Annotated in this window: 20 protein-coding genes; 10 read left to right on the top strand and 10 right to left on the bottom strand. The window is 71.0% G+C overall.

Annotation, left to right across the window (positions count from 1 at the left end; translation table 11 throughout):
- Positions 1-26: 26 nt before the first annotated feature.
- Positions 27-749 (bottom strand): pirin family protein, encoded by a 723-nt coding sequence (locus ABD989_RS11690; RefSeq protein ID WP_345313607.1) that lies wholly within the window; start codon positions 747-749, stop codon positions 27-29.
- 100 nt (positions 750-849) lie between these two features.
- On the opposite strand from ABD989_RS11690, the gene ABD989_RS11685 reads away from it, so the two are divergent.
- Positions 850-2,478: an NTF2-like N-terminal transpeptidase domain-containing protein gene (locus ABD989_RS11685; protein ID WP_345313673.1), complete on the top strand. Its 1,629-nt coding sequence runs from the start codon at positions 850-852 to the stop codon at positions 2,476-2,478.
- On the opposite strand, the gene ABD989_RS11680 is transcribed toward ABD989_RS11685, so the two are convergent.
- The 5 genes from ABD989_RS11680 to trmB form a co-directional block, all read right to left on the bottom strand.
- Positions 2,463-2,867 carry a DUF3054 domain-containing protein gene (locus ABD989_RS11680; RefSeq protein WP_345313606.1) on the bottom strand — a complete coding sequence of 135 codons (405 nt, stop codon included), beginning with the start codon at positions 2,865-2,867 and terminating at the stop codon, positions 2,463-2,465. The genes ABD989_RS11685 and ABD989_RS11680 overlap by 16 nt on opposite strands.
- 9 nt (positions 2,868-2,876) lie before the next feature.
- Complete coding sequence (locus ABD989_RS11675) at positions 2,877-3,947, bottom strand: lysylphosphatidylglycerol synthase transmembrane domain-containing protein (RefSeq protein WP_345313605.1); 1,071 nt, start codon at positions 3,945-3,947, stop codon at positions 2,877-2,879.
- Positions 3,948-3,989: 42 nt separating this feature from the next.
- Positions 3,990-6,947 carry an MMPL family transporter gene (locus tag ABD989_RS11670; protein WP_246992770.1) on the bottom strand — a complete coding sequence of 986 codons (2,958 nt, stop codon included), beginning with the start codon at positions 6,945-6,947 and terminating at the stop codon, positions 3,990-3,992.
- A gap of 132 nt (positions 6,948-7,079) precedes the next feature.
- A complete protein-coding gene (locus tag ABD989_RS11665; protein ID WP_345313604.1) occupies positions 7,080-7,712 on the bottom strand; it encodes an NYN domain-containing protein in 633 nt (210 codons plus the stop codon).
- Positions 7,709-8,485, bottom strand: a complete 777-nt coding sequence (trmB, locus tag ABD989_RS11660; RefSeq protein ID WP_246992766.1) for a tRNA (guanosine(46)-N7)-methyltransferase TrmB — start codon at positions 8,483-8,485, stop codon at positions 7,709-7,711. Before trmB ends, ABD989_RS11665 begins: the two co-directional genes overlap by 4 nt.
- Before the next feature lie 103 nt (positions 8,486-8,588).
- Here trmB and ABD989_RS11655 point away from each other — a divergent pair, with 103 nt between their 5' ends.
- The 7 genes from ABD989_RS11655 (at position 8,589) to ABD989_RS11625 (ending at position 16,711) form a co-directional block, all read left to right on the top strand.
- On the top strand, positions 8,589-9,290 hold the full coding sequence (locus ABD989_RS11655; protein ID WP_246992764.1) for a hypothetical protein: 702 nt from the start codon (positions 8,589-8,591) through the stop codon (positions 9,288-9,290).
- Positions 9,257-10,420, top strand: a complete 1,164-nt coding sequence (locus ABD989_RS11650; RefSeq protein WP_345313603.1) for a hypothetical protein — start codon at positions 9,257-9,259, stop codon at positions 10,418-10,420. The genes ABD989_RS11655 and ABD989_RS11650 overlap by 34 nt, the downstream gene beginning before the upstream one ends.
- Positions 10,421-10,432: 12 nt before the next feature.
- On the top strand, positions 10,433-10,792 hold the full coding sequence (locus ABD989_RS11645; RefSeq protein WP_246992760.1) for a DUF6802 family protein: 360 nt from the start codon (positions 10,433-10,435) through the stop codon (positions 10,790-10,792).
- 109 nt (positions 10,793-10,901) lie between these two features.
- Complete coding sequence (locus ABD989_RS11640; RefSeq protein WP_246992758.1) at positions 10,902-12,731, top strand: phosphoenolpyruvate carboxykinase (GTP); 1,830 nt, start codon at positions 10,902-10,904, stop codon at positions 12,729-12,731.
- A 127-nt stretch (positions 12,732-12,858) separates the two neighbouring features.
- Positions 12,859-13,623, top strand: a complete 765-nt coding sequence (locus ABD989_RS11635) for an ABC transporter ATP-binding protein (RefSeq protein ID WP_345313602.1) — start codon at positions 12,859-12,861, stop codon at positions 13,621-13,623.
- Between the two features lie 3 nt (positions 13,624-13,626).
- Positions 13,627-16,194, top strand: coding sequence for an ABC transporter permease (locus ABD989_RS11630; RefSeq protein ID WP_345313601.1), 2,568 nt, complete (start codon positions 13,627-13,629; stop codon positions 16,192-16,194).
- Positions 16,195-16,201: 7 nt separating this feature from the next.
- Positions 16,202-16,711, top strand: coding sequence for a hypothetical protein (locus ABD989_RS11625; protein ID WP_345313600.1), 510 nt, complete (start codon positions 16,202-16,204; stop codon positions 16,709-16,711).
- Here ABD989_RS11625 and ABD989_RS11620 read toward each other — a convergent pair.
- On the bottom strand, positions 16,708-17,454 hold the full coding sequence (locus ABD989_RS11620) for a class I SAM-dependent methyltransferase (RefSeq protein ID WP_345313599.1): 747 nt from the start codon (positions 17,452-17,454) through the stop codon (positions 16,708-16,710). The two genes, ABD989_RS11625 and ABD989_RS11620, sit on opposite strands and share 4 nt — an antisense overlap.
- A 29-nt stretch (positions 17,455-17,483) precedes the next feature.
- Between ABD989_RS11620 and ABD989_RS11615 the strand changes: the two genes are divergently transcribed.
- Positions 17,484-18,683 carry a glycosyltransferase family 4 protein gene (locus ABD989_RS11615; protein WP_345313598.1) on the top strand — a complete coding sequence of 400 codons (1,200 nt, stop codon included), beginning with the start codon at positions 17,484-17,486 and terminating at the stop codon, positions 18,681-18,683.
- Here ABD989_RS11615 and ABD989_RS11610 read toward each other — a convergent pair.
- Positions 18,637-20,319, bottom strand: coding sequence for an MmpA family trehalose lipid delivery protein (locus ABD989_RS11610; protein WP_246992746.1), 1,683 nt, complete (start codon positions 20,317-20,319; stop codon positions 18,637-18,639). The two genes, ABD989_RS11615 and ABD989_RS11610, sit on opposite strands and share 47 nt — an antisense overlap.
- 11 nt (positions 20,320-20,330) lie before the next feature.
- Positions 20,331-21,245 (bottom strand): HpcH/HpaI aldolase/citrate lyase family protein, encoded by a 915-nt coding sequence (locus tag ABD989_RS11605; RefSeq protein ID WP_246996834.1) that lies wholly within the window; start codon positions 21,243-21,245, stop codon positions 20,331-20,333.
- Between the two features lie 167 nt (positions 21,246-21,412).
- Here ABD989_RS11605 and ABD989_RS11600 point away from each other — a divergent pair, with 167 nt between their 5' ends.
- Entirely contained in the window at positions 21,413-22,624 is a 1,212-nt protein-coding gene (locus ABD989_RS11600) for a lipopolysaccharide biosynthesis protein (protein WP_345313597.1), read from the top strand.
- On the opposite strand, the gene pgfA is transcribed toward ABD989_RS11600, so the two are convergent.
- Entirely contained in the window at positions 22,569-23,633 is a 1,065-nt protein-coding gene (pgfA, locus tag ABD989_RS11595) for a cell envelope lipid trafficking protein PgfA (RefSeq protein ID WP_246992741.1), read from the bottom strand. The two genes, ABD989_RS11600 and pgfA, sit on opposite strands and share 56 nt — an antisense overlap.
- Between the last annotated feature and the right edge of the window lie 49 nt (positions 23,634-23,682).

The raw sequence follows: 23,682 nt of genomic DNA, 5'->3' as shown, positions 1-23,682 counted from the left end.
CGCGGTGTCCGCGGTGGCGCATCGCGCTACTCGCCGAGCGCCGCATTCATGGTCCAGATCAGCACCTCGGCGGGCGCGGGGGCGGTCAGCACGGTGCCCCCGAGGTCGCCGGCGCGAACGGTGTCGCCGACGCCCAGCAGCGTCGACTCGAGTTCCGCGGCCCCGGCCGCCACGAACAGGTGGGTGAAGCGCCCCGCCGGAATCGTCACGTGCTCGCCGGCCGCGAGGCGGGCGACCCACAGCGTGGCACCCGCGTTGCGGATCCGGATCGCCGAGTCGTGCCGACGATCGCCGGAGGCGAGGGGGAGCAGACCGCCCGCGGCCAGCTCGGTGGACACGTCGCGCTGCTCGTAGCCGGGATCGGCGCCGGTCTCGTCGGGCAGCAGCCACATCTGCAGATAGTGCACGCCGCCGCGGACGCCGTCGGCGTCGTTGCGTTCGGAGTGCAGAATCCCGGTGCCCGCACTCATCCGCTGCGCCAGACCCGGATAGATGAGGCCGCTGTGGCCCTCCGAGTCCTGGTGGACCAGCGAACCGTCGAGCACCCACGTGACGATCTCGGTCTCGCGGTGCGCATGGGTGTCGAAACCCTGACCGGGGGCGACGATCTCGTCGTTGTGGACCAGCAGCACCCCGTGGTGGGTGTTGTGCGGATCATAGTGATCGCCGAACGAGAAGCCGTGGCGGGAGCTGAGCCAATCGGTGCTGGTCAGCAGGCGTTCGTCGGCGCGTACGACATGCAGGGACATGGTTCCATTATCAACGGAGACCGGATCGTGACCAGTTAGACGCAGGACCGTGAACGCTCCGGGTGGCGAAGCGCATGTGAATAAAGTGAAAATTGTGACTATGAACTTGCGGTCGTGGCGTTCGGTGATGGCGTTGTGCGTCAGTACCGTGTGCGCGTTGGCGCTCGTCGCCTGCGGCAGCGACGACACCGAAGCGGCGAAAGCGGCCCGCGCGTTCGCGGCGGCGATGGCCAGCCAGGACGTGCAGGCGGCTTCGGAACTGACCACCTCGCCGTCGCAGGCCGCCGACGCGCTCAGCGACACCTTCGCCGGCATGCACGCCCGCACCGTCGACGCCGACATCCGCAACACGGTGGAGTACAGCGACGGCACCGCGTCGTTCACGATGCGCACCAACTGGAAATGGGCCGACGACCGCGCCTACGAGACCACCACCAATGGCAGCCTGCGGCGGCTGTCGACCGGCTGGAAGGTGCAGTGGGAGCAGGGGCTGTTGAAGACCGGCATGCCGGTGGGCGCGCGCCTGCAGATGGTGCGCACCGACGCCACCCCGGCGCCGACGGTGCGCAGTTCCTCGGGCAAGGCCTTCATGCAGATGCAGCCCGTCAACGAGATCGTGATCGACCCGGCGGCGACCCGAAACCTGCAGCGCTCGGTCAACGCCCTGGCGGCGGCCCTCAAACCGATCGCGCCGTTGATCACCCCCGCGGTGATCAACGAGAAGATCGTCGCGGCCCAGGGCGGCAAGGCGGTCGCGGTGACGCTGCGCGACCCCGACATGAAGGTGCTGGCCGCTGATCCGGAACGCATCGCGGGCGTGACCGTGGTCAAGACCGGCATGTTGGTGATGAGCGACCGACGGTTGTCGACACCGTTGTCGACCGGGTTGACCAACTACTGGCAGGCGGTACGCAACGCGACCTCGGGCTGGCAGGTGCAGGAGGCCGCGCCGGGGCGCGCCCCGGTGAAACTGGCCGGTGAGCAGGGCCGACCGGCGCCGGACATCATGACGACCATCAACCAGAACGAGCAGCTCACCCTCGGCGACGCGGTGGTCGAGGTGGCGCAGCCCGCCACCATGATGAGCTTCGACGCGCAGACCGGCGGCATTCTCGCGATGGCCCAGAACGACGCCGCCGCCGACGCGCGGATCCAGGCCGACATCGCCTACCCGACCGGCAGCACCCTCGATCCGGTCTTCGGGGCGATCGACGACACGGCCAAGGACGCGGGGCAGGCGAAACAGCGCTGGCAGCACCTCGGGCTGGGTTTGACCTTCACCGTGCCCGGTGTGGCCGGCCCGCCCGGCGGATCGCGTCCGTCGGTGTCGGCGGCGACGTTCGCGCCGCAGAACTTCACCGCGACCATGCTCAACATGGGCGTGCTCGGCGTCTCGGTGGCCCGGTCGTTGAAGGGCGAGACCGATTCGGTGGCGCCGCACCTGATCAAGGACACGCCGACCAAGGTGAGCGACGGCGAACTCGGCGCAATGGATCAGGCCACCGTGGCCCGCCTGGCCGCGCAGATGGCGACCATCGCCCGCCGCGGCGACGCCAGCGACCTCACCGGCGCACCCGGACTCCGGGCGCTGGTGGGCACCAACGGTCCGGCCGGACCCGGCTGGTTCGTCGGTATCTCCGGCGGCAAGGTGATCGTGGTCTATTGCGAGGGCGACGCCTCCGGGACCGCTGCGCTGCAGGTGGCGCAGAAGTACTACCGGCTGGACTGAGTCGCTTCGCCCGCACCGCTCGACGTGCCCGAGCGATCCGACCGGGACAGCACGATGAGCGCGATCAGTCGCCAGCCCAGCAGCAGGATGGCCGTCGAGATGGTGGCGACGATGATGAACGCCGTCGCGGTGCCCGCGTCGGTGGCCCAGCGGACCAGCATGCCCACCACCACGGTGGAGATCCAGATGATCACCCCGCCCGGCGCCAGCGCGATCGGAGTGCGCCGCAGCAGGCCGATGATCAGCCAACCGACGGCGGCGCCCACGAGGAACGGCCAGGCGGTGTCCCACACGCCGGACGGGCTCAGCCCCTCATCGTGGCTGGAGCGGCCGACGGCGGCGAAGATCACGATCGCGACGGCGTCCAGGACAGCGGTGAGGGCGAGCATGCCTCCAGGCTATCCGGCAGGGCTGATGTCGCCCTCTTCGCGTGCCATCTCACTGCGGAGGTCGTCGCGCGCGCTGATCGCGCCGCGGTAGCGCAGCGCGATCACCACCCAGCCGATCAGGGCGATCAGCAAGTAGCTGATGATGCGGTAGATCAGCACGGCGAGCAGAGCGTTGGCGCCGGACATGCCGGCCGCGGCCAGCGCCGGGACCAGGACGGCGTCGACCACGCCGAGGCCGCCCGGCAGCAGCGGCACCGCGGTGCCGACCGCCTTGCCGGCGGCGTAGGCCACCATCAGGCCGGCGAAGCCGGGTTCGGCGCCGATCGCGTAGCAGGCGAACGCAAGGCAGGCCACGTCGGCGACCCAGTTGAAGAAGCTCCAGGCGAAGGCCTCGGCCCCGGCCCGGCGGGTCAGCTTCACCGATTGCAGCTGACCGAGGATTCGCTGCAGCCGCGCGACGCCGTGGTCGCGCGGCTTATCGCGGAGGTTGTTGATCCAGCCGAGGAGGCGGCGGCCCGCCCCCTCCAGCGACTCCGGGTGCGAGGCGAAGTACTGAATCACGGCGAGGAAGGCGACGAAGCCCACGACGCTGAACATGACCGAGAACGGGCTGGTCTTGGCGCCGGCGAGCAGTGCGCCGCCCAGACCGAGCACGGCCAGGCCGACACCGGCGAGCAGGCCGGACATGACCAGCTGCCACGACGCGACCACCGGGCTGGCACCCCACTTGCGGCTCTCCCGGTAGATGAACGCCGGACCCAGAACCTGGCCGCCGGGCATGGTCTGCGAGATCGAGTTGGAGGCCAGCACCACCGCCAACGACTCCCGCTGCCGCACGCGCACCCCGGCCGAGTGCATCAGCACGCGCTGGACTTGCGCGTAGCTGTCCATCGACAGCACGGCGGCGACGATGCAGGCCAGCACCCACCACCAGTTGATCTCGCCCAGGTGATCCCACGCCTGCGCGAGGTGCGGCCACACGAGGTACGCCTCCGTGGACAGGATCGCGATCACGGCGACGACGATGCCGACGCGCAGCCAACGGCGCCACGCCCGGCGTTCCGGCTTGTCGTCGGTCATGGGTAGCACCCTAGTGTCCGGCGACGTTCCCGCACCAATGTGTCAGTCCTGGTCGGACTCCCCGCCGCGGCTGCGGCGCAGCAGATCCTGCACGCTGATCTGTTCGCTCCGGTCCGAGCGGCGTTCCCGCGTCGGGCGCTGCGCGGGCTTGCCGTACTGCGGTGGCAGGTCCGGTTCACCGTGCGATTCCGGCACCGGATACGGGCCGGTCTGCGGCGGACGCTGCGCTGCCGGTCCGGGTGCCTGCGGCGGTGGACCCTGCGGACGGGGTGCCGGCGGAGCGGGCGGCTCCGGGGGCGCCGGGACCGCGGGGCGCGCCATCGGCTGCGGACGGGGCCGCAGGTCGCGGTTGCCCTGCCGGACGCCGCCGACGCCGAGACGCCAGGACCCGGTGTCCGGGCCGACGGAGGGGTTCGGGCGCGGCGCCGGTGCCGGGCTCGGCTCCGGGTCCACGGCCGGTTCCGAGGCGGGGGCGGCCTGCGGTGCCGGTTCGTCGGCCAGTTCGTCGAGGTGGCTCGACGACGACACGTCGTCGTCCTTGCGGGAACGACGAGCCAATGCGCGCAGGCTTCGGGGTTCGGCCTGACCGGCCGTCGGGCGCGGCTCGTCCGGCAGCTGGACGCGCAGCTGCGTGGTCTCCGCCTGGGCGACGGCCACCACCCCGCCGGCGCTGGTGCTGCCGCTGGGCACGCCGGCGAGGGCGTGCTCCTTGAACTGCGGTTCGTCCTCCAGGATGGTCTCGCCGAGGCCGATCTTGCGCTGCAGCTTGAGCATCCACTGCGGCGCCCACCAGCAGTCGTCGCCGAGCAGCTTCATCACCGACGGCACCAGCAGCATGCGGATCACGGTGGCGTCGAGGATCAGCGCCGCGATCATGCCGAACGCGATGTACTTCATCATCACGATGTTCGACAGCGCGAACGCGCCGGTGACGACCACCAGGATCGCGGCGGCAGCGGTGATCAGGCGACCGGTGAGCGCCGTGCCGTCGCGAATCGCCTCGGTGGTGCTCGCGCCTTGCGCGCGCGCCTCCACCATGCGAGACAACAGGAACACCTCGTAGTCGGTCGACAAGCCGTAGACGATCGCGATGATCAACACCAGCACGGCCGCGAACAGCGGTCCCGGCGTGTAGTTGAGCAACGAGGAGCCGTGGCCGTCGATGAACATCCAGGTCAGAATGCCGAGCGTGGATCCCAGGCCGAGCGCGGACATCAGTGCGGCCTTGATCGGCAGAATCACCGAACCGAACGCGAGGAAGGTCAGCAGGCCGGTGACCAGCACCAGCAGCACCGCCATCAGCGGAAGGAGATCGAGCAGGGAGTCGATGGAGTCCTGGGTCAGGGCCGGCATGCCGGCCACGTACATCCGCATCCCCTGCGTGTCGATGGCACGCAGTTCCCGGATGGCCTCGGCCGCGTTGTCGCGATCCACCAGGCCCGCGGACATCTGGGTGACGGGGTAACCGGTGTCCGGATCGCCGTAGACGCCGGTCATGCCGCCGCCATCGGTGGTCGGCGAGAACTTCTTGGTGAAACCGGGGATCTTGTTGGCCTCGGCCGCGATGGTCGCGATCTTGCTGCCGGCCTCGTCGTCGCCCGGGTCGCTGAGGATGACGAGTTTGAGTTCTTCGGTCCGCTCCGCGGGGAAGTACCGGTCGAAGTCTTCCTGGGCCTTCCGCGCCGAGTCGTTCGGCGGGAGATAGGCCTCGCTCATACCGCCGAAGGCGATGTTGCTGAACGGGATGATCAGGGCCAGGAGCAGCAGGACCGTCGGCACGGCGGTCTTGACCGGGTGCTTCATCACCCAGCCGGAGAGCTTGCCCCAGAAGCCGTTGATGATCTCGTCGCGCGTCTGGGTGCGGTTCAGGAACGGAACGCTGAAGGCGTCGATACGACGGCCCAGGATCGCCAGGATCGCGGGCAGCACGGTGATCGAGAGAATCGCCGCCAGACCCACCGAGAAGATCGCGCCGTAGGCCACCGATTTCAGGAAGGGCTGCGGGAACATCAACAGACAGGCCAGGGCGGCGACGATGATGGTGCCGGAGAATACGACGGTCTGACCTGTGGTCATCACCGATCTTCGGACCGCGGCTTCGACTGTATAGCCCTCGGCTAACTCCTCGCGGAATCTACTGACCATGAACAGGCCGTAGTCGATCGCGATGCCCAGGCCGATCAGCGTGACCACCGACTGCGCGAAGACGTTCAGTTCGGTGACCTGCGCCAGCATCGTCATGATGCCGAGCGAACCGGCGATGGTGAGACCGCCGATCAGGACCGGAAGGACGGCGGCCACCACGCTGCCGAAGACGAACAGCAGCATCAGCGCCACCACCGGCAACGCGATCAGCTCGGCGCGCTTGATGTCCTGCTCCATGCCCTTGCTCATGGCACCGGCGATGGGCTGCAGGCCGGCGAGCTGGAAGGTGGTGCCGGGCATGTCGTACCGCTCGGCCAGATTCTGGAAGAACGGCTCGACGGTCTGGTAGTTCTTCAGGATCGTGGTGTCGTCGTTACCGACGATGCCGATGGAGATGAAGCCGACGTTCTCGTCCTTGTTCCACATCCGCTCGCGCTTCATGTCCTGCGCGATCTGCTGCGAGGAGTTGGTCGCTTCCGCGAAGGGGTCGATGAGACCGGCGCGCGTGAGGTCTTGCGCGTTCTTCGGGCTCTCGCGGCTGATGATGCCGGGGAACTCGGCCACCATGTCGTCGACGATCTTCTCGACCTTCGCGCCGAAGGCCGGATCGTCGATCGACGTGCCCTCCGGCGGCGTGATCAGCAGCAGCGCGTCGGATTTGTGGTCTCGCCCCAGGGACTGGTCGGCGATGACCGAGCCGGTCACCGACTCCGAGTTCGGGGCGAACCAGCCGCTCTGGGAGAGGTAATTCGGCAGGGACAGGCCGTAGATGCCGAGCCCTCCCATGAGGACGACGAGCACGGCGATGACCGTGTAGCGCATTCGATAGACGAATGAGCCGATGGATCCGAACACGCCGGTTCCTTCCTTCCGCGGACAAAAACCCGTTGGGAATTGTTCCAGGTCGGCCTGAGAGAACCCAGCAGGTCCCTCGGGGCCAGCCCGATCATTTGCTCGGGCGGAGCCCGAACGTCTATTCGGTCAGCGCTACTTGAGCAGGGTCGACAGCGACCGGAACGGGATGAGCCACGCACCGTCGTCGGGCAGTGCATCCAGGCTGATGCGGGGAAGCGGCTCGCGGAAGACGGCCGGGATGTCCTCGAGATCGATGAACTCGAGTTCGGTGGCGGTGGTCGCCCACGCGGCGTGTTCGCGGAAGCCGATCACGGTGACCGGGATACCCTGGCGGGCCAGGTCGAGCAGCGGCTCGCGGAAGGCCTGACCGTCGGCGGAGGCGACGAAGACGCCGGCCAGGCCGGTGGTGTGCTCCCGCAGCGCGATGTGGTCGAGCATGTCCTGGTCGACGTCGCTGTCGTCGGTCAGCTTGGGCTTGGCGAAGACCGCGTAACCGACGTTGCGCAGGGCGTCGACCCAGGGGCGCACCACTTCGGCGCTGCCCGGGACGATGTTGGTGAAGACGGTGGCTTCGGGCGCGATCAGTTCGTCGTGGCCCTCGGCGATGTCGGCGGTGCGGCCCAGCAGCCAGCGGCCGAGTGCATCGAACCGGGGGCGGTGGGCCGCGGTGGGGCGTCCGCCGAGGATCCCGCCGAGACCCATGTCCATGTTGGGGGCGTCCCAGACGAGCAGGACCCGCTTGGTGGTGTCCGGGGTGGTGTTCATGCCTTCACCTGCGGCTTCACGTAGACGAACTCGTTGACGTCGCGGCCCTCGCGCTCGGCGCGGCCCTCGAACTTGGTGGTCGGGCGCTCCAGCAGGATCGGCGAATCGTAGGTCAACGGGATCACGTGCGGCTGTGCCGGATCCTGGGTGGCCAGCAGTTCGGCGATCCACTCGGCGTAGTCGGCGTGGTCGGTGGCGATGTGCAGGATCCCGCCGGGCGCCAGCCGGTCGGCGATCAGGGCGATGGTGCCCGACTGCAGGAACCGGCGCTTGTGGTGCCGCGACTTGGGCCAGGGATCCGGGAAGAACACGCGGACCGCGGCGAGGCTGTTCGACTCGACCAGTTCGGTCAGCACCACGGTGGCGTCGCCGCGCACCATGCGGACGTTGGTGAGGCCGCCGCGGTCGACGAGACCGAGCAGCTGGGCCAGGCCGGGCTGGTAGACCTCGACGGCCACCACGTCGTGGTCGGGTTCCTCGGCGGCCATCGCGGCGGTGGAGATCCCGGTGCCGCTGCCCACCTCGATGATCAGCGGTGCGGTGCGGCCGAACCAGGTCGGCGCGTCCAGCGGCGGTTCGGTCGCGCGGTCGGGACCGGTCCGCAGATCGCGGCCCATCGTCGGCCACAACTGCTCCCAATTGCGCGTCTGACCGGCGGTCAATGAGCCGCGACGGAAGCGGAAACTCGTGACCCGCGGATAGAGGCGCGAGCGGTCGGTGTCGTCCTGCGGCCCGGCGGTGGCATCGGTGTTCACCCGACCATGGTCCCGCATTCGCCCGGCTCGGAGGTATTCGACACCCGGATCGGCGTTGCGGCGGTACCGTCGAAGTCCATCCGTCTTGGGGGAGACGGGCCGGGCCTTGGGGGAGGCACGTATGGATCACGACGGCACGATGGCGTTCTCGATCGCGGTGACCGGGCACGGCGGAACCGGTCGGGACACCGTGGCGGCGGCGCTGTCCGGACACTTCGGCCTTCCGGCCTACGGGCCCGCGGCGCCGCCCGCGCGGCACGCGGCCGCCGACCTGCTGGTACACGTCCTCGGTGCGGTGGTCCGCCCCTGCGACCGGGACTTTCTGCACGGGCAGGTGCGCCCGGTACTCGTGGTGGCGGGCAAGGCCGACCTCCGCGGGCCGCGCGCCGCACCGGCTGCCGGCGTGGCCGCCGAGGACTTGCGGCGGCCGGTGCATCCGGTGTCCGCGCTGCTGGCCACGGTGACCGTCGACGACGCCCTGCTCGCGGACCTGCGGCGCTGGGCCCGCGGGGGGATCGTGCTGCCGTCGCCGCCCGCGGCCTTCGTGGAGACGCCCGACCCGGAGGAACGATGCCGCCGCGCCGCGGCCCTGGATGCGCTGGGCGCCGCCGGCCTGCGGACGGCACTGGCCCACTGCGCGACGGTCCCCGACCGGCGGGATCCTGCCGCCGAACGTGCAGCGCTGACCGATCGGCTGCGGGCCGACAGCGGCTTCGCCGCGCTGGCCGGGCCGCTGCGGGCGGTGACCCCGGCGCTCGACGCGCACCGTACACAGCGGCGGCGCCGCGCGTGGGTCGTGCAGCAGGCGCGGTGGACGCGGTGACCGTGGTGCTGGTGGCCGGGGTCGACCCGGAGCCGCTGGCGTCGGTCCTGCGCGGCGAGCCCGGCATCGGTCAGGTGCGTAGCTGGGCCGTCGTTCCGGTGCGCCCGCGGTGCGACGTCGCCGTGCTGGCGGTGGACCTGACCTGTGCGGTGGGGACCGTCGAGAAGCAGCTGATGGCGCGCCTGCGCGGCACCCCGACGCCGATCGCGCTGGTCGGTGTCGGGGCCGGGCAGGACCGCGCCTGGCCCGCGCGGCTGGCGCAGGCGCGCGCGATCCTCGACCCGGACCGACGGCTGCCGGTGTTCGCCGTCGGCCCCGACGGGGCCGGGGTGGACGCGGTGGCGCGGTGGTGCACGAGCCCGGAGCCGCGCGCCCGGGAGGCGACGGTCCCCGAGCCTGAAGTTCCCGAGGCTGCGGCGCCCAAGGCCGCGGCCGAACCGACGGCGACGGCGCGCACCGAGCGGTTGGCCGGGGCGCGGGTCGGTTTCACGGAGCTGCGCGCGCAGCTGGCCGGGGACGTCCGGGCCGGCGCCCAGGACCTGTCCCAGCGGGCCCGCGCGGCGAGCGGTCGGCTCGGCCCGCGCGAGTCCGAGACGTTCCGATCGTGGCTGCAGACGGCGCTGCTGGCGTACCGGGACCGGATCGACGACGAGCTGGCCGCGGGCGTGGACCACATCCGGGCGACCGCACTGCTCGGCGTGCCGGGGATCGCGCGAGCGCCGCTCGACCGGGGTCGGTCGCTCACCCCGCCGGCGCCGCCGCTCGACCCGGCGCCCGGCCGCCGCTTCGCCGCCGAGGACGCGGTGGTGCTGGCGCTGGGCGCTTCGGCGGGATTGGGTCTGGGCCGCGTGAGCGTGGTGCCGCTGGTGCAGTGGGCCGGGCTCGGCGCCGCGGGCACGGTGTTGACGGTGCTCGCCGGGCTGGCCGTGGCCGCGGGGGTGGTGGCGGTCCGTCGTTCCGGCGCGGTCCGCGCCGCGCGAGCGCAGGCGTGCGCCGAAGCCGTCGCCGCGACCCGCAGCGCGCTCGAGCACGCGGTGGCGGCCGGGCTGGGCACCGCCGAAGCGCAGTTGACCCGCGAGTTGTGGAACCGAACGGGCACCCCGTGCGTCCAACCTTCGAGACAGCAGTAGAAGGAGGAGCACATGGTCGACTGGAATATGGAGGTGGGCGACGGGGAGTTGTCCGGGTTCGGCGCGGTCGACGGCGTCGGTGACCAATCTCTCCCCGCGCCCGACGACGCGCCCCTGGACGGTCATCTGTGGGTCTTCTCCGGGGAGACCGCCTGGGATCTGGGGCCGGCTCGGCTGGACGCCGACGCCGACGGGGTCCCCGACTCGCTGACCAGGGGAGAGGACGGTCAACTCACGGTGTATACGGACACCGACGCGGACGGCCGCGTCGACCGCATCACCGAACTGGATCCGACCGGCGACTACGCGGTGAGCCACCTCGATCCGGAGACCGGGCAGTGGCACGCCGGGACGTTGGGACGGCTCGAATAGCGGCTGGTCCGAGTGCCTGTGCCTTCGGTTCTGATCCGGCGGTATCATGAGGGCCACCGTGCGGGCGTGACGGACCGCGCGGAGTTGGCAATAGCGAGGAGACAGCTCAATGACCGCTGCGACCATTCCCGGCTTGGAAGCCGGTAGCGCACCCACGAATCACGCCGGATTGCTGGCCTGGGTTGCGGAGGTCGCCGAGCTCACCCAGCCCGATCGCGTGGTCTGGGTCGCCGGAACCGACGAAGAGTGGGACCGCCTGACCACGCAGTTGGTCGAGGCCGGCACCATCGAAAAGCTGAACGAGGAGCGCAAGCCCAACTCGTACCTGGCCCTCTCCGATCCCGCCGACGTCGCCCGCGTCGAGTCGCGCACCTTCATCTGCAGTAAGACCGCCGAAGATGCCGGCCCCACCAACAACTGGGTGGACCCGGCCGAGATGCGCGCCACCATGACCGAGCTGTACCGCGGTTGCATGCGCGGTCGCACCATGTACGTGATCCCGTTCTGCATGGGCCCGCTCGGCGCTGAAGACCCCAAGCTGGGCGTCGAACTGACCGACTCCGAGTACGTCGTGCTGTCGATGAAGATCATGACCCGCGTCGGCACCCCGGTTCTGGAGCTGCTCGGCGACGACGGTTTCTTCGTCCAGGCGCTGCACTCGGTCGGCGCTCCGCTCGAGCCCGGTCAGCAGGACGTCGCCTGGCCGTGCAACCCGGAGAAGTACATCGCGCACTTCCCCGAGGACCGTGTCATCTGGTCGTACGGCTCCGGCTACGGCGGCAACGCACTGCTGGGCAAGAAGTGCTACGCGCTGCGTATCGCGTCGGCCATGGCCCACGACGAGGGCTGGATGGCCGAGCACATGCTGATCCTGAAGCTGATCAGCCCGGAGGACAAGGTCTACTACATCGCCGCGGCCTTCCCGTCGGCGTGCGGTAAGACCAACCTCGCGATGATCGAGCCGACCCTGCCGGGCTGGCGCGCGGAGACCGTGGGCGACGACATCGCCTGGATGCGTTTCGGCGCCGACGGCCGCCTGTACGCGGTGAACCCGGAGTTCGGCTTCTTCGGCGTCGCCCCGGGCACCAGCCACTCGTCGAACCCGACCGCGATGAAGACCATCGAGGCCGGCAACACCATCTACACCAACGTCGCGCGCACCGACGACGGCGACGTGTGGTGGGAGGACATCGACGGTCCGGTGCCGTCGCACCTGATCGACTGGCACGGCGACGACTGGACCCCGGAGTCGGGCACCAAGGCCGCGCACCCCAACTCGCGCTACTGCACCCCGATGAGCCAGTGCCCCACGCTGGCCCCGGAGTGGGACGACCCCAACGGTGTGCCGATCTCGGCGATCCTGTTCGGCGGCCGTCGCAAGACCACCGTTCCGCTGGTCACCCAGGCCCGCGACTGGAAGCACGGCGTCTACATGGGCTCCACCGTGGGTTCCGAGCAGACCGCCGCCGCCGAGGGCAAGGTCGGCGTGGTGCGCCGCGACCCGATGGCCATGCTGCCGTTCCTCGGCTACCACGTCGGTGACTACTTCCAGCACTGGCTGAACCTCGGTGAGCGCGAGGGCGCCCAGCTGCCCGAGGTGTTCTTCGTCAACTGGTTCCGCCGCGGCGACGACGGCCGTTTCCTGTGGCCGGGCTTCGGCGAGAACAGCCGCGTCCTGAAGTGGATGATCGACCGCATCGAGGGCAGCGTCGACGGCGTCGAGACCCCGATCGGCACGGTCGCCGCACCGGGCGAGATCGACCTGACCGGCCTGGACATCGATCCGGCGGATCTGGCCGAGGCGCTCACGGTGGACGTCGACGCCTGGAAGGCCGAGATCCCGTCGATCAACGAGTGGTACGAGTTCGTCGGCGACAAGCTGCCGGCCACCCTGCAGGGTGAACTCGACGCCCTCGTGCAGCGGCTCGACAACGCCTGATCGCTTTCTTCGCGACCCCCGGAACCACTCGGCTCCGGGGGTCGCGTCGTTGTCCGGGACTCTCCCGGGCGAGGATCAGGGGGTCCCCCGATGGCGCGCGGGCCCGCGGTCTGGAACCGTATAGCCCATGACTTCAGCTACAGAGCTCCAGCAGGGACCCGTCGCGGCGAGTGCACAGCACGCTAGCAAGAAGTACGGCTCGGGGGAGACGGAGGTCCTGGCGCTGCGGGATGTGTCCATCGACTTCTCGGCGGGCCAGTTCACCGCCATCATGGGGCCGTCCGGCTCCGGTAAGTCCACGCTGATGCACTGCCTCGCGGGGCTCGACGACGTGAGTTCCGGGACGGTCCGTATCGGCGACGTCACGCTGGAGGGGCTGTCGGACAAGGCCGTCACCCGGATGCGCCGCGACCGGATCGGCTTCGTCTTTCAGGCGTTCAACCTGGTGCCGACGCTGACCGCCAAGGAGAACATCACCCTGCCGCTGGACATCGCGGGCCGGGATCTCGACCAGGAGTGGTTCGACACCGTGGTGGGCCGGCTGGGACTGTCCGATCGCCTCACGCACCGGCCCAGCGAGCTGTCCGGCGGACAGCAGCAGCGCGTGGCCTGCGCCCGCGCCCTGGTGGGTCGACCGGACATCATCTTCGGCGACGAGCCCACCGGCAACCTCGACTCGCGCTCGTCCGGCGAGGTGCTGTCGATCCTGCGCGCGGCCGTCGACGACCTCGGCCAGACCGTGGTGATCGTGACGCACGATCCGCGCGCGGCGTCGTACGCCGACCGCGTGGTATTCCTGGCCGACGGCCAGCTGGTCCACGAACTGCTGAAGCCGTCGGCCGACGACGTCTTCGCGGTGATGCGCGGCCTGGGCGAGGGCGAGGGGAACTGACCCATGGCTTCCAACGTCATGCGGAAGGTTTCCCTGAGAAGCCTTGCCGCCCATAAGGTTCGCCTGATCCTGACGGTCTTCTCCGTGGTGCTCGGCACGAGTTTCGTGGCGGCCGCGGTGATCTTCACGTCGACCGTCCAGGGCTCGTTCAACGCCATCTTCGACAACGTCGCGCGCGGGGTGGCCGCCGAGGTGACCCCCGCCGACCAGAACAGCCCGGGCGTGCCGCTCGCGCTCGCCGACCGGCTGCGCGCCGATCGCGAGAAGCTCGGGATCGACAAACTGCAGGTCGACTTCTCCGGCTCCGCGACCATCGCCAAGGCCGACGGCTCCGGACTGCAGACCGGCGGCGCGCCGAGCATCGGCTCCACCTACATTCCGCCGGAAGACGCCGTCGACTCGGCCGGCTTCCAGCTGGTCGAGGGTCGCGCGCCGACCGCACCCGGCGAGGTGGTCCTCAACACGACGGCCGCCGAGAAGGCCGACCTGAAGGTCGGATCGAAGACCGTCGTCGCCCTCGGGGCCGGTGTCACGCCGCCCATCGAGGTGACGGTGGTGGGCCTGATCGACATGCCGGCCGCGACCGGCGGCATGGTGAACGTGCAGTTCGAGCGGTCGCAGGCCGAGCAGCTGTTCTCCGACGGCGAGTACGTCGGTTCCATCGACATGTCCGCGGTGGCCGGGGTCAGCGACACCGAGCTGCGGGACCGGGTCGACGCGGTGGTCAACGCCGGCAAGACCGGCGACGACGCGCTCTTCGACGTGCGTACTGGCGAGCAGGTCCGGGAGGACCAGAAGGCCAGCGTCGCCACCTTCCTGAACATCTTCCGGTACATCCTGCTGGCGTTCGCCGCCATCGGTCTGCTGGTCGGCACGTTCATCATCTACAACACCTTCTCGATGATCGTGGCCCAGCGGAACCGGGAGCTCGCGCTGCTGCGGGCCATCGGTGCCAGCCGCACGGACATCTCGCGGTCGGTGCTGCTGGAAGCCGGGATCGTTGGTCTCCTCGGCGGCGTGGTCGGTCTGGGTCTCGGTGTGGGTATCGCCGCGGCCATGCAGGGCTTCACCTCCTCGTCCGGCCTGCCCTCGGACGGGCTGACGGTGGGTTGGCCCGCGGTGGTGTCGGCGATCTTCGTCGGCATCATCGTGACCCTGCTCAGCGCGTGGATTCCGGCGCGCCGTGCCTCCCGGATTCCGCCGGTGGAGGCCATGCGGATGAGCGCGGCCGAGCCGGGGGCCGGTTCGCTGCGCAACCGGACCATCGCGGGCGCGGTGCTCGCGGTGATCGGTATCGCCCTGCTCATCGGCGGGCTCTTCGTCGACGGGGTGGGCGCACTGCTGCTGATCGGCGGCGCCGCGCTGCTGATCATCGTGGCCGTGGTGCTGGGTGCTCCGGCGCTCTCGCAGCCGGTGGTCGGCGGCATCGGACGGGTGCTGCAGATGCCTTTCGGCACGGTCGGCAAACTGGCGCGCACCAACGCGGTGCGCAATCCGCGTCGCAGCGCCGCGACCGCCTTCGCGTTGACCATCGGCCTGGTGCTCGTGGTGATCATCGGCACCCTCGGGGCGTCGTTCAAGAGCGCGATCGACGCCGGCGTGGACCAGCAGCTCCGCGCGGACTTCGTGGTGGCCGGCAGCAACAACGGGCCGATGTCGGCCGCGGTGGGCTCGGCGGTGGAGACCGTGCCGGACGCGCAGACCGTCGTCTCCTTCGACATGGCCTTCGTGAAGCTCGACGACGGCAACACCGTGGTGACCACGCCGGTCGGCGGCCCGTTGAGCGACGTGCTGCAGATCGACATGCTGGAGGGTTCGGAGCAGGTGGAGCCGGATGCGCTGCTGATCAGCGACGGGACGCGCAAGTCCCGCGGCTGGGAGCTCGGCGAAAAGGTCACCTTCACGTCGACCACCGGCGTCGACGTCCCGGTCACGGTGACCGGCATCTATCAGGACAATCCGGCCCTCGGCGAGTGGATCATCGGCAACCGGGCCTTCGACATGCTGTCGCCGAGCAAGAGCCAGCGGATGACGTTCGTGGTGCTGGTCAAGGGCAAGGCGGGCGTCGCCCAGAACGCGCTGCGCGACCAGTTGGAGACCGCGGTCAAGCCCTTCCTCACCGCGCAGGTGCAGGACAAGGAGGAGTTCAAGAACAGCTTCTCGTCGATCATCGACCAGATGCTGGCCACCCTGTACGCCCTCCTCGGCCTGGCGCTGGTGATCGCCGTGCTCGGCATCATCAACACGCTCGCGCTGTCGGTGGTGGAACGACGGCAGGAGATCGGCATGCTGCGCGCGATCGGCATGAGCCGCGCACAGCTGCGTCGCACCATCTACCTGGAGTCGACGTACATCGCGATCTTCGGCGCCCTGCTGGGTGTGATCGTCGGCCTGGCGATCGGGTTGCCGCTGGTGCGTTCGCTGCGCCATTGGGGTCTGGACGCGATCACCGTGCCGTGGCCGCTGATCATCGGCACCCTGGTGGGTGCGGCGGTGGTCGGCGTGATCGCGGCGCTGTGGCCGGCCTTCACGGCGTCGCGCACCAAGCCGCTCGAAGCCATCACCGAGTAGCGCGGCGATGACTCAGAACAGTCCGAACACGTCGTCGAGCCGCACCGTGCTGCTGGTGGTGATCGCGCTGCTGGCGTTGGCGCTGCTGATCGTGGCCGGCTTCCTGGTGTTCCGGTCCGGTGACCGGGTGACGTCGTCGTCGGAGGCCACCGGCAGTTCGTCGACGACGACCTCCGAGGCGCCGTCGTCGTCCGAGTCGTCGACCAGCAGCAAGGCCCCGACGTCGACGCCCGACCGCACCCGCCCGACGGCGGCGCCCGGCTCGGTGACCTACCAGTTCACCGGCTCCGGCAGTGTGGTCGCGGTGGGGTACAAGAGCGCCGACGGCAACCAGGTCGTCGCGGCGGCGGGCGCACCCTGGTCGGTGCGCACCACCGTCCGCGGGGGCTCCGCCGAACTCACCGCGATCGTGGTGAGCGGTACCGTGACCTGCACGATTCTGCACGGTGAGGACCTGTTGGCCTCGTCGACGAGCAGTGGCGGGCCGCTCGCCTGCCGGGCGCAGGTGCCGAGCTAGGTCTTTCTCAGCACCAGCACGAGGTTGGTGGCCGCGACCTCCCGAAGTCCGGGAACGCGGACCACCGGCCAGGTCCAGTGCGGAAGGTAGCGCGGGAAGGCGGCGACCAGGTCGGCGCCGGTCTGCCGTCGCGCCCAGGTGAGTCCGGCCTGCGCGGTGATCGGGAACAGCGAGACCCCGTAGAGGTTCTTCGGGAGTTTGCCGTGGCGGCGCGTGTACCTGCGCGCCGCGCGGTGCCCGCCGAGATAGTGCGTTAGCCCCATCTCGTGGCCGCCGAACGGACCCCACCAGAGCGTGTAGCTGACGATCACGGTGCCGCCGGGCCGGGTGACGCGGACCAGTTCGTCGGCCATCTCCCACGGTCGGTCGGTGTGTTCGGCCACGTTCGACGAGTACGCCACGTCGACCGAACCGGTGCGCAGCGGCAGGTGCTGCCCCTGCGCCCGGATCGCGGTGCGGTGGTCCAGTCCGGCGGCGTGCATCTCCCCGGCGTCCGGCTCCACCGACAGGTAGGCCGCGCCGCGGCGGGTGAACGCGTCGGCGAAGAAACCGGGACCGCCGCCGACGTCGAGCACCGTCGCGCCGGCGAGCTGTGCGGGGTGGCAGGCGGCCACCATCTGCGCGGTGTCTTCGGCGAGCGCCGAGTAGAACCGGTCCGGCTGCGTCTGCTCGTAGCCGAACTCGCGCAGCAGACGGCGCGCGCGGGCCCACGTCGCATAGCGGGCGAAGCCGGTCTCGGGCATGGCGTTCACTCTCGCATACCCTGGATCCGATGAGTGCTCCGACCGAGGTCCTGCTGCTGTGCTGGCGCGACACCGGCCATCCGCAAGGCGGCGGCAGCGAACGCTACCTGCAGCGGGTCGGCGCCCAGCTGGCCGACCGCGGCGCCCACGTCACCTACCTCACCGCCGCCTATCCGGGCGCGCCGCGCGAGGAACGGCTCGACGGCATGCGGGTGCTGCGCACCGGCGGACGGCTGACCGTCTACCTGCGCGTGCTGGCGCTGCTTATCGGTGCACGTCTGGGGCTCGGGCGGCTGGCCGGCTACCGGCCGGACGTGGTGATCGACACCCAGAACGGCGTGCCCTTCTTCGCCCGCCTGGTGGCGGGCGCACCCACCGTGGTGCTGGTGCACCACTGCCACCGCGAGCAGTGGCCGGTGGCCGGTCCGGTGCTGGCGCGCGTGGGTTGGTTCGTCGAGTCGCGGGTGTCGCCGCGCGTGCACCGGCGCAGCCGCTACCTCACCGTCTCCACGCCGTCGGCCGACGAACTGGTGGAACTCGGCGTGGACCGCGAGCGGATCACCGTGGTGCACGGCGGCGTCGATCCGGTGCCCGACGGCGGTACGACCGATTCGGCGACTGCCGATCCCGCGACTGCCGATCCCACGGAGGCCGATCCCGTGGCGGCGGATGCTCGTCCCCGGCTGATCGTGGTGTCCCGGCTGGTGCCGCACAAGCAGGTGGAGCACGCCCTCGACACCGCCGCGGCGCTGCGTGCGCGCGGCGTCGACGTGCACCTGGACGTGGTGGGTTCGGGCTGGTGGTCGCCGGAGCTGCTGGCCCGCACCGCGGACCTGAACCTGACCGACCGAGTCCAGTTCCACGGCCACGTGGACGAGATCGCCAAGCACCGGTTGCTGGCGCGCGCCGACCTGCACCTGATGCCGTCCCGCAAAGAAGGGTGGGGGCTGGCCGTGATCGAGGCGGCCCAGCACGGCGTCCCGACCGTCGGCTACCGCAGCTCCGCCGGACTGGCCGAGTCGATCCTCGACGGACGCACCGGTGTGCTGGTGGACGACGGCTCGACGCAGCTCACCGCCGCGGTGCGGGCCCTGCTCGACGATCCGGCCGAGATCGCGCGGCTCGGGGCGGCGGCACGACACCGCGCCGAGGGCTACTCGTGGGCCGCCACCGCCGACGGCGTCACGACCGTGCTGGCCGCCGCCGTGCGCGAGCACCGAGCGCACTGAGCAGTCCCGCGACCAGGCACAGGAACCAGACGGTGTGGGCCAGACCGGCCAGCACCCACGCCGTGGTGCTCGGCGCACGGAAGGGCACGGCATCGGGCAGCCGGTACGCGGTCAGGTGCTCCCCGGCGAAGGCGAGCTGCGCGCCGGGCGGGGGCGCGAACTCCGCGTGCGGCGGCGTCTCGCGCACGATCCACCCGACGCCGACCAGGTCCTCGGGCCGGCCGGGCGCGGAGCGCGGTGCGGCGTCCACCGCGATGCCGTCGACCAGCAGGGTGTCGTCGACGAGGACGGGGGCGTCGAGCATGCGGGGCAGCGGGGTCAGCGACGGTGCGTTGTTCCACGCGAAGTCACGCATCGGCGACGTCGGGACCAGCAGTACCGCGCGGTGGTCGTCGCCGATCAGCGCCGTCACGCGCGCGTAGTCGTCCGGGTACTCGACGGGGGCGAGCTCACCGCCGACGCCCCACGCGAGGTCGGGCAGGGGCGCGATCACGAGCAAGGCGACGCCGGCCACGGCGACACCGGCCGGCACCCAGCGGCGCAGGGCCCCGACCGCCGCCGCGGCCGCCAGCGCGTAGAACGGTATGGCGAGCGCGAGGAACTTCTGGGTGTCGCGGAGCAGGCCCGCGCCCGGCACGTGGGCGAGCAGGACGTCGACCACCGCGAGGCCGGGACCCGTTGCGGCACAGGCGGTCAGCACCGCCACCGCGACGGCGAGCAGCCCGAGTGCGAGCACCGTGCGCGGTAGTGCGCGGCGCCGGCGCCAGAGCTCCACGCCGCCGATGATCACCACGACCAGCAGGGCGACGGTGGCCACCGCGGCCCACCCGGACGTCCGACTGACCGGGACGGCGTCGGCGTTCCAGATGCCGCCGAGCCCGAGCACCGAGCCGAGGGTGCCGAGCAGGGGTTCGGCGCGCGCGGCGAAGGCGGCGGCGCCGTCGACCGGATCGGTCGCGCCGGTGCTGTAGGTGCTGGCCACCAGCCACGGCAGGGCGGTGACCAGCCAGAGGCCGAGTAGCCCGAGCCAGGCGAGTGGGCGGCGGGCCAGTGCGGTGGCGGCGAGCGCGACCGCCGCGACGACGAGGCCGAGGAGCGAGCCTGTCGGCGTGAACCCGGCGACCGCGAGGAGCCCGGCGAGGACGGCCCAGCGGGCAGGGCGCAAGAGCTCCTGGACCGCGAGGACGATCCAGGGGAGCGCGGCGTAGCCGGTCAGCAGGCTCCAGTGGCCCTGCAGAAGGCGTTCGGCCACAAAGGGATTCCAGATCGCGACCCCGGTCGCCGCCACCGCACCGGCGGTGCCCGCCCACGGCAGCAGTCGCTGCGCCAGCAGACCGGCGCCCAGGCCCGCCGCGAACAGGGCGAGGGCGATCACCGCGGCGACGAGGAAGCCGCCGTCGACGACCTGTGAGGCCACGGCGAGAACACCGTCCTGGGGTACCGCGCGCGGCGGTGCGCCGTCGATCCCCAAGGCGGCCGCGGTCAGCGGGGTGCGCGGAACGGCCACCGCATCGCGGTGCAGCAGGTAGCCGCCGAACAGTGGCGCGCAGATCGCGCCGGTGAGGATCAGGCTGGTGACAGCGGCGGGAAGTGCCGGGCGGACCGGGAGTGCAGCAGAACCACTGCGGTCACTCACCGGTGCGCTCTTCAGTAGTGGAAGGTATCGGTGGGCGGCGGCCGGTGGTCGGCGTCGGTGAAGTCGCTCGGCACGATCTGGTAGGCGCGCGCCAGGTCCAGGATCTTGGTGGCCCGCGAGATGCGCGGCAGATCGGAACCGTTGCGGATCTCGCCGCCGGCGGCCTCGAACTCGGCGAAGAACTCACGGGCCCAACTGATCTCATCCTGCGACGGCGACAGACCCTCGTTGACGGCCGGGCACTGGTCGGGGGTGAGGCAGATCTTGCCGGTCATCCCGAACTCGCTGCTCACGGCGGTGGCTTCGCTGAGCTTGAGGCCGGTGGAGCCGACGGTGGGGCCGTCGATCGCCGACGGCAGGTTCGACGCCTTGGCCGCGATGGTGAACCGCGAGCGGGCGTAGGCGAGGGTCATCGGGTGCTCGCCGAAGCCGGTGTCGCGGCGGAAGTCGCCGATGCCGAAGGCCAGCCGGAAGGTGCCCTTGGTGGCGGCGATCTCGGTGATGCGTTCCAGGCCGCGGGCGGTCTCCACCAGCGCCACGATCGGCACGTTCGGGAGTCGTCGCGCGGTCTCGGTGATGTGGTCCACCGACTCGACCATCGCCAGCATGATGCCGCCGACCGAGGTCTTGGCGAGGGCGTCGATGTCGGCCGCCCACCAGGGGGTGCCGAAGCCGTTGATCCGCACCCAATCCGAGTGGCCGTCGTTCATCCACCGGACCACGTTGTCGCGGGCCGCGTCCTTGTCCTTGGGCGCCACCGCGTCCTCGATGTCGAGGATCACGATGTCGGCGCGGGATCGGGACGCCGCTTCGAACCGTTCCGCCTGCGCGCCGTTGACGAGGAGCCAGCTCCGCGCGAGTACCGGATCGATCCGGGAGCCGGGTTCGGCATTGTCGGGCTCGGGGAGGGGTTCGGTGTCGTACATCGAGTCGGCTGCCTGCTTGTCTATCAGTTCCGGGTACTGCTCAGCCTCCATTCGAGGCACTAGCAGTCTATACGCGCAGCGGTCGCGCGCTTGCCTGCCGCCCGCGACCTGCGGGGTAGTTTGGTCCCGTGGTGACGCGCGCGAGAGGCCGAGGGGGCGACGGCGGCGTGCCGAAGTCGGCGGTCCGCTCGCTGGGGACCGTGACCGCCGGATCGCTGGTGGCCAATCTGCTCGCCTATCTGGTGCAGCTTCCCGCCGGTCGGTTGCTGGGTCCGGCCGCCTACGGCGAGTTCGCGGTGCTGCTCGCGGCCATGCTGGTGTTCGCGGTGCCCGCCCTCGCCCTGCAGACCGTGGTGGCCCGGGAGGTGGTGCGCGGCAGCAGCACCGCGATGCTGTGGCGGCTGATCGCGGTGGTGGCCGCGGTGGTCGCCGTCGCCTCGGTGGGCGGCGCCTTCGCGATGATGGCGCTCGCCGACACCGACGCCGGACCGGCCTTCGCGGCACTGGCCGGGGCCGCTCCGCTCGCCGTGATCGCCGGTGGGCAGGGCTTTCTGCAGGGGACGGGCCGCTTCGGGCTGCTCGGCGGGGTACTCGCCGTCGTCGGAGTGCTGCGCAGCGTGCCGGTGATCATCGCCGTGGTGGGGGGCGGCGGCGCCACCTGGGCACTGGCCGCGGGCACGCTGGGCACGATCGTGGCGGCCGTCGCGGTGGCCGTCGTCGCCGTCCTCACGGATCCGGCAGTCGGGAATCCTGCAGTCGGGAATCCATCAGTCGGGCACGCCGCGGTGCCGGCGTCGATGGTGCTGCGGGCGTCGGGGGTGCAGCTCATCATCATCGTCGCGGTATCGGTGGATCTGCTGCTGTCGCGCAGTGTGCTCAGCGCGCACGACGCCGGGCTGTACGCGCTCGGCGCGGTGGCGACCAAGGCGGCGTTCTGGCTGCCGCAGGCGGTGGGTGTGGTGTTCTATCCGCGGCTGGCCGACCCGGTGCGGTCGACGGCCGCGCTGCGCTCGGCCACCCGGGTGCTGCTGGTGATCGGCGCGGTGGTGACGCTCGCGGCGGCGTTCGCCGGTCCGCTGGTGCCGCTCGTGGTCTCGGCCGACTATCGGCCGGTGGCCGGACTGCTGTGGCTCTTCGCGTACACCGGCTCGGCGCTGGCCGTGCTGCAGCTGCTGCTGTTGGCGGTGATCGCCCGCGACCGGATGCGCGGCGGACTGCCGGTGGCGGCCGTGCTGGTGGTGGAAGTGGTGTTGATCGCCACCGTCGCGCGATCGGTGACCGGCCTGGCCGTGCTGGCCGCGGTGTGCGCGACGGCGTCCGTGCTCAGTCTGCAGCTGGTGCTGCGGCAGGGCGACGACGCATCCACCACACACCGGTGATCAGCGCCGCGACGCCGAGGCCGCCGGCGACGATCGGAACCACCCGCGTGGTGACGGTCACCGGCCACGCGCGGCTCGAGGCGTAGGCGGCGGCGTCGCGGAGGGTCTGGTGATCCGACGACAGCGTGGTGGTCAGGTTGGTCAACGCGAACTCCTCGAGCGCGGCGTTGCGGGCACGCACGTCGGGTGCGAACCGGTACTCCTCGGTGATGACGGCGCGTTCGCTGACGATCACGCCGGTCTCCGTGTCGACGAAGAGGTCCCGGGTGGCGCGGTGGTGCAGGGTCGCCGTCAGCCGTTCGTTCGGGGCGGTGTTCGGGAAGGCGCCGAACCAGGAGGCGGGCTTCTCCAGGACCGCGCGCGGATCCTGTTGCGCCACCGCGAGATCGGTGTCCGGGACGTCGACCACGAAGCGGGTCACCGCGCGCCCGCCCATGGTCTCGCTGCCCGCGGCCGCCATGGGCAGCGTCTGCCGGGTGATCGGGTCGAAGTACTGGGCGCCGACTGGATCGAAGCCGAACGGCAGCACGTAGGTGTAGCCGCGGCGGTCGTCGACGGCGAGGGCGGCGCGCTCGTCGTCGTACTGCACCTGGGAGCTGCCGGTCGGGGCGGCGGTGGTCCGGTCCAGGGTGGTCCGGTCGATCACCGCGGCCAGCGTCGGCTCGCCGCAGTGGTCGGCGGCGTCGCCGACGAGACCCAGGGCGGTCCCGGCCTGCAGGGTCACCACCCGGGCGTCGGACGGCTGGACGGTGACGATTCTGCGCTGCTGGTTGACCGTGCCGCCGACCACCGCGGCGCGCGGCGCCTCCAGTGAGCAGCGGTCGAGGACGCGGGTGGCGGCGGAGCCGTCGGACACCGAGGTGAGGTCCAGGTCGAGGGGCACCTTCTTCAGGTCCGCCCCGACGAGTGGTCCGATCGCGATCGCCACCGCGATCAGGAGGGCGCCCAGGAACAGTGCGCCGGGGCCGAGCAGGTCGCGCGGGGACAGTCGCGGGTGCTGATCGGGCATGTGCCGAGCCTACTGCCGGGCGCCGTCGCCGCCGGTACCCTGGCGGCAA

This window comes from Gordonia alkaliphila (genome assembly GCF_039542465.1).
Classification (GTDB): domain Bacteria; phylum Actinomycetota; class Actinomycetes; order Mycobacteriales; family Mycobacteriaceae; genus Gordonia; species Gordonia alkaliphila.
This window is presented reverse-complemented; position numbering and strand designations above follow the sequence as displayed.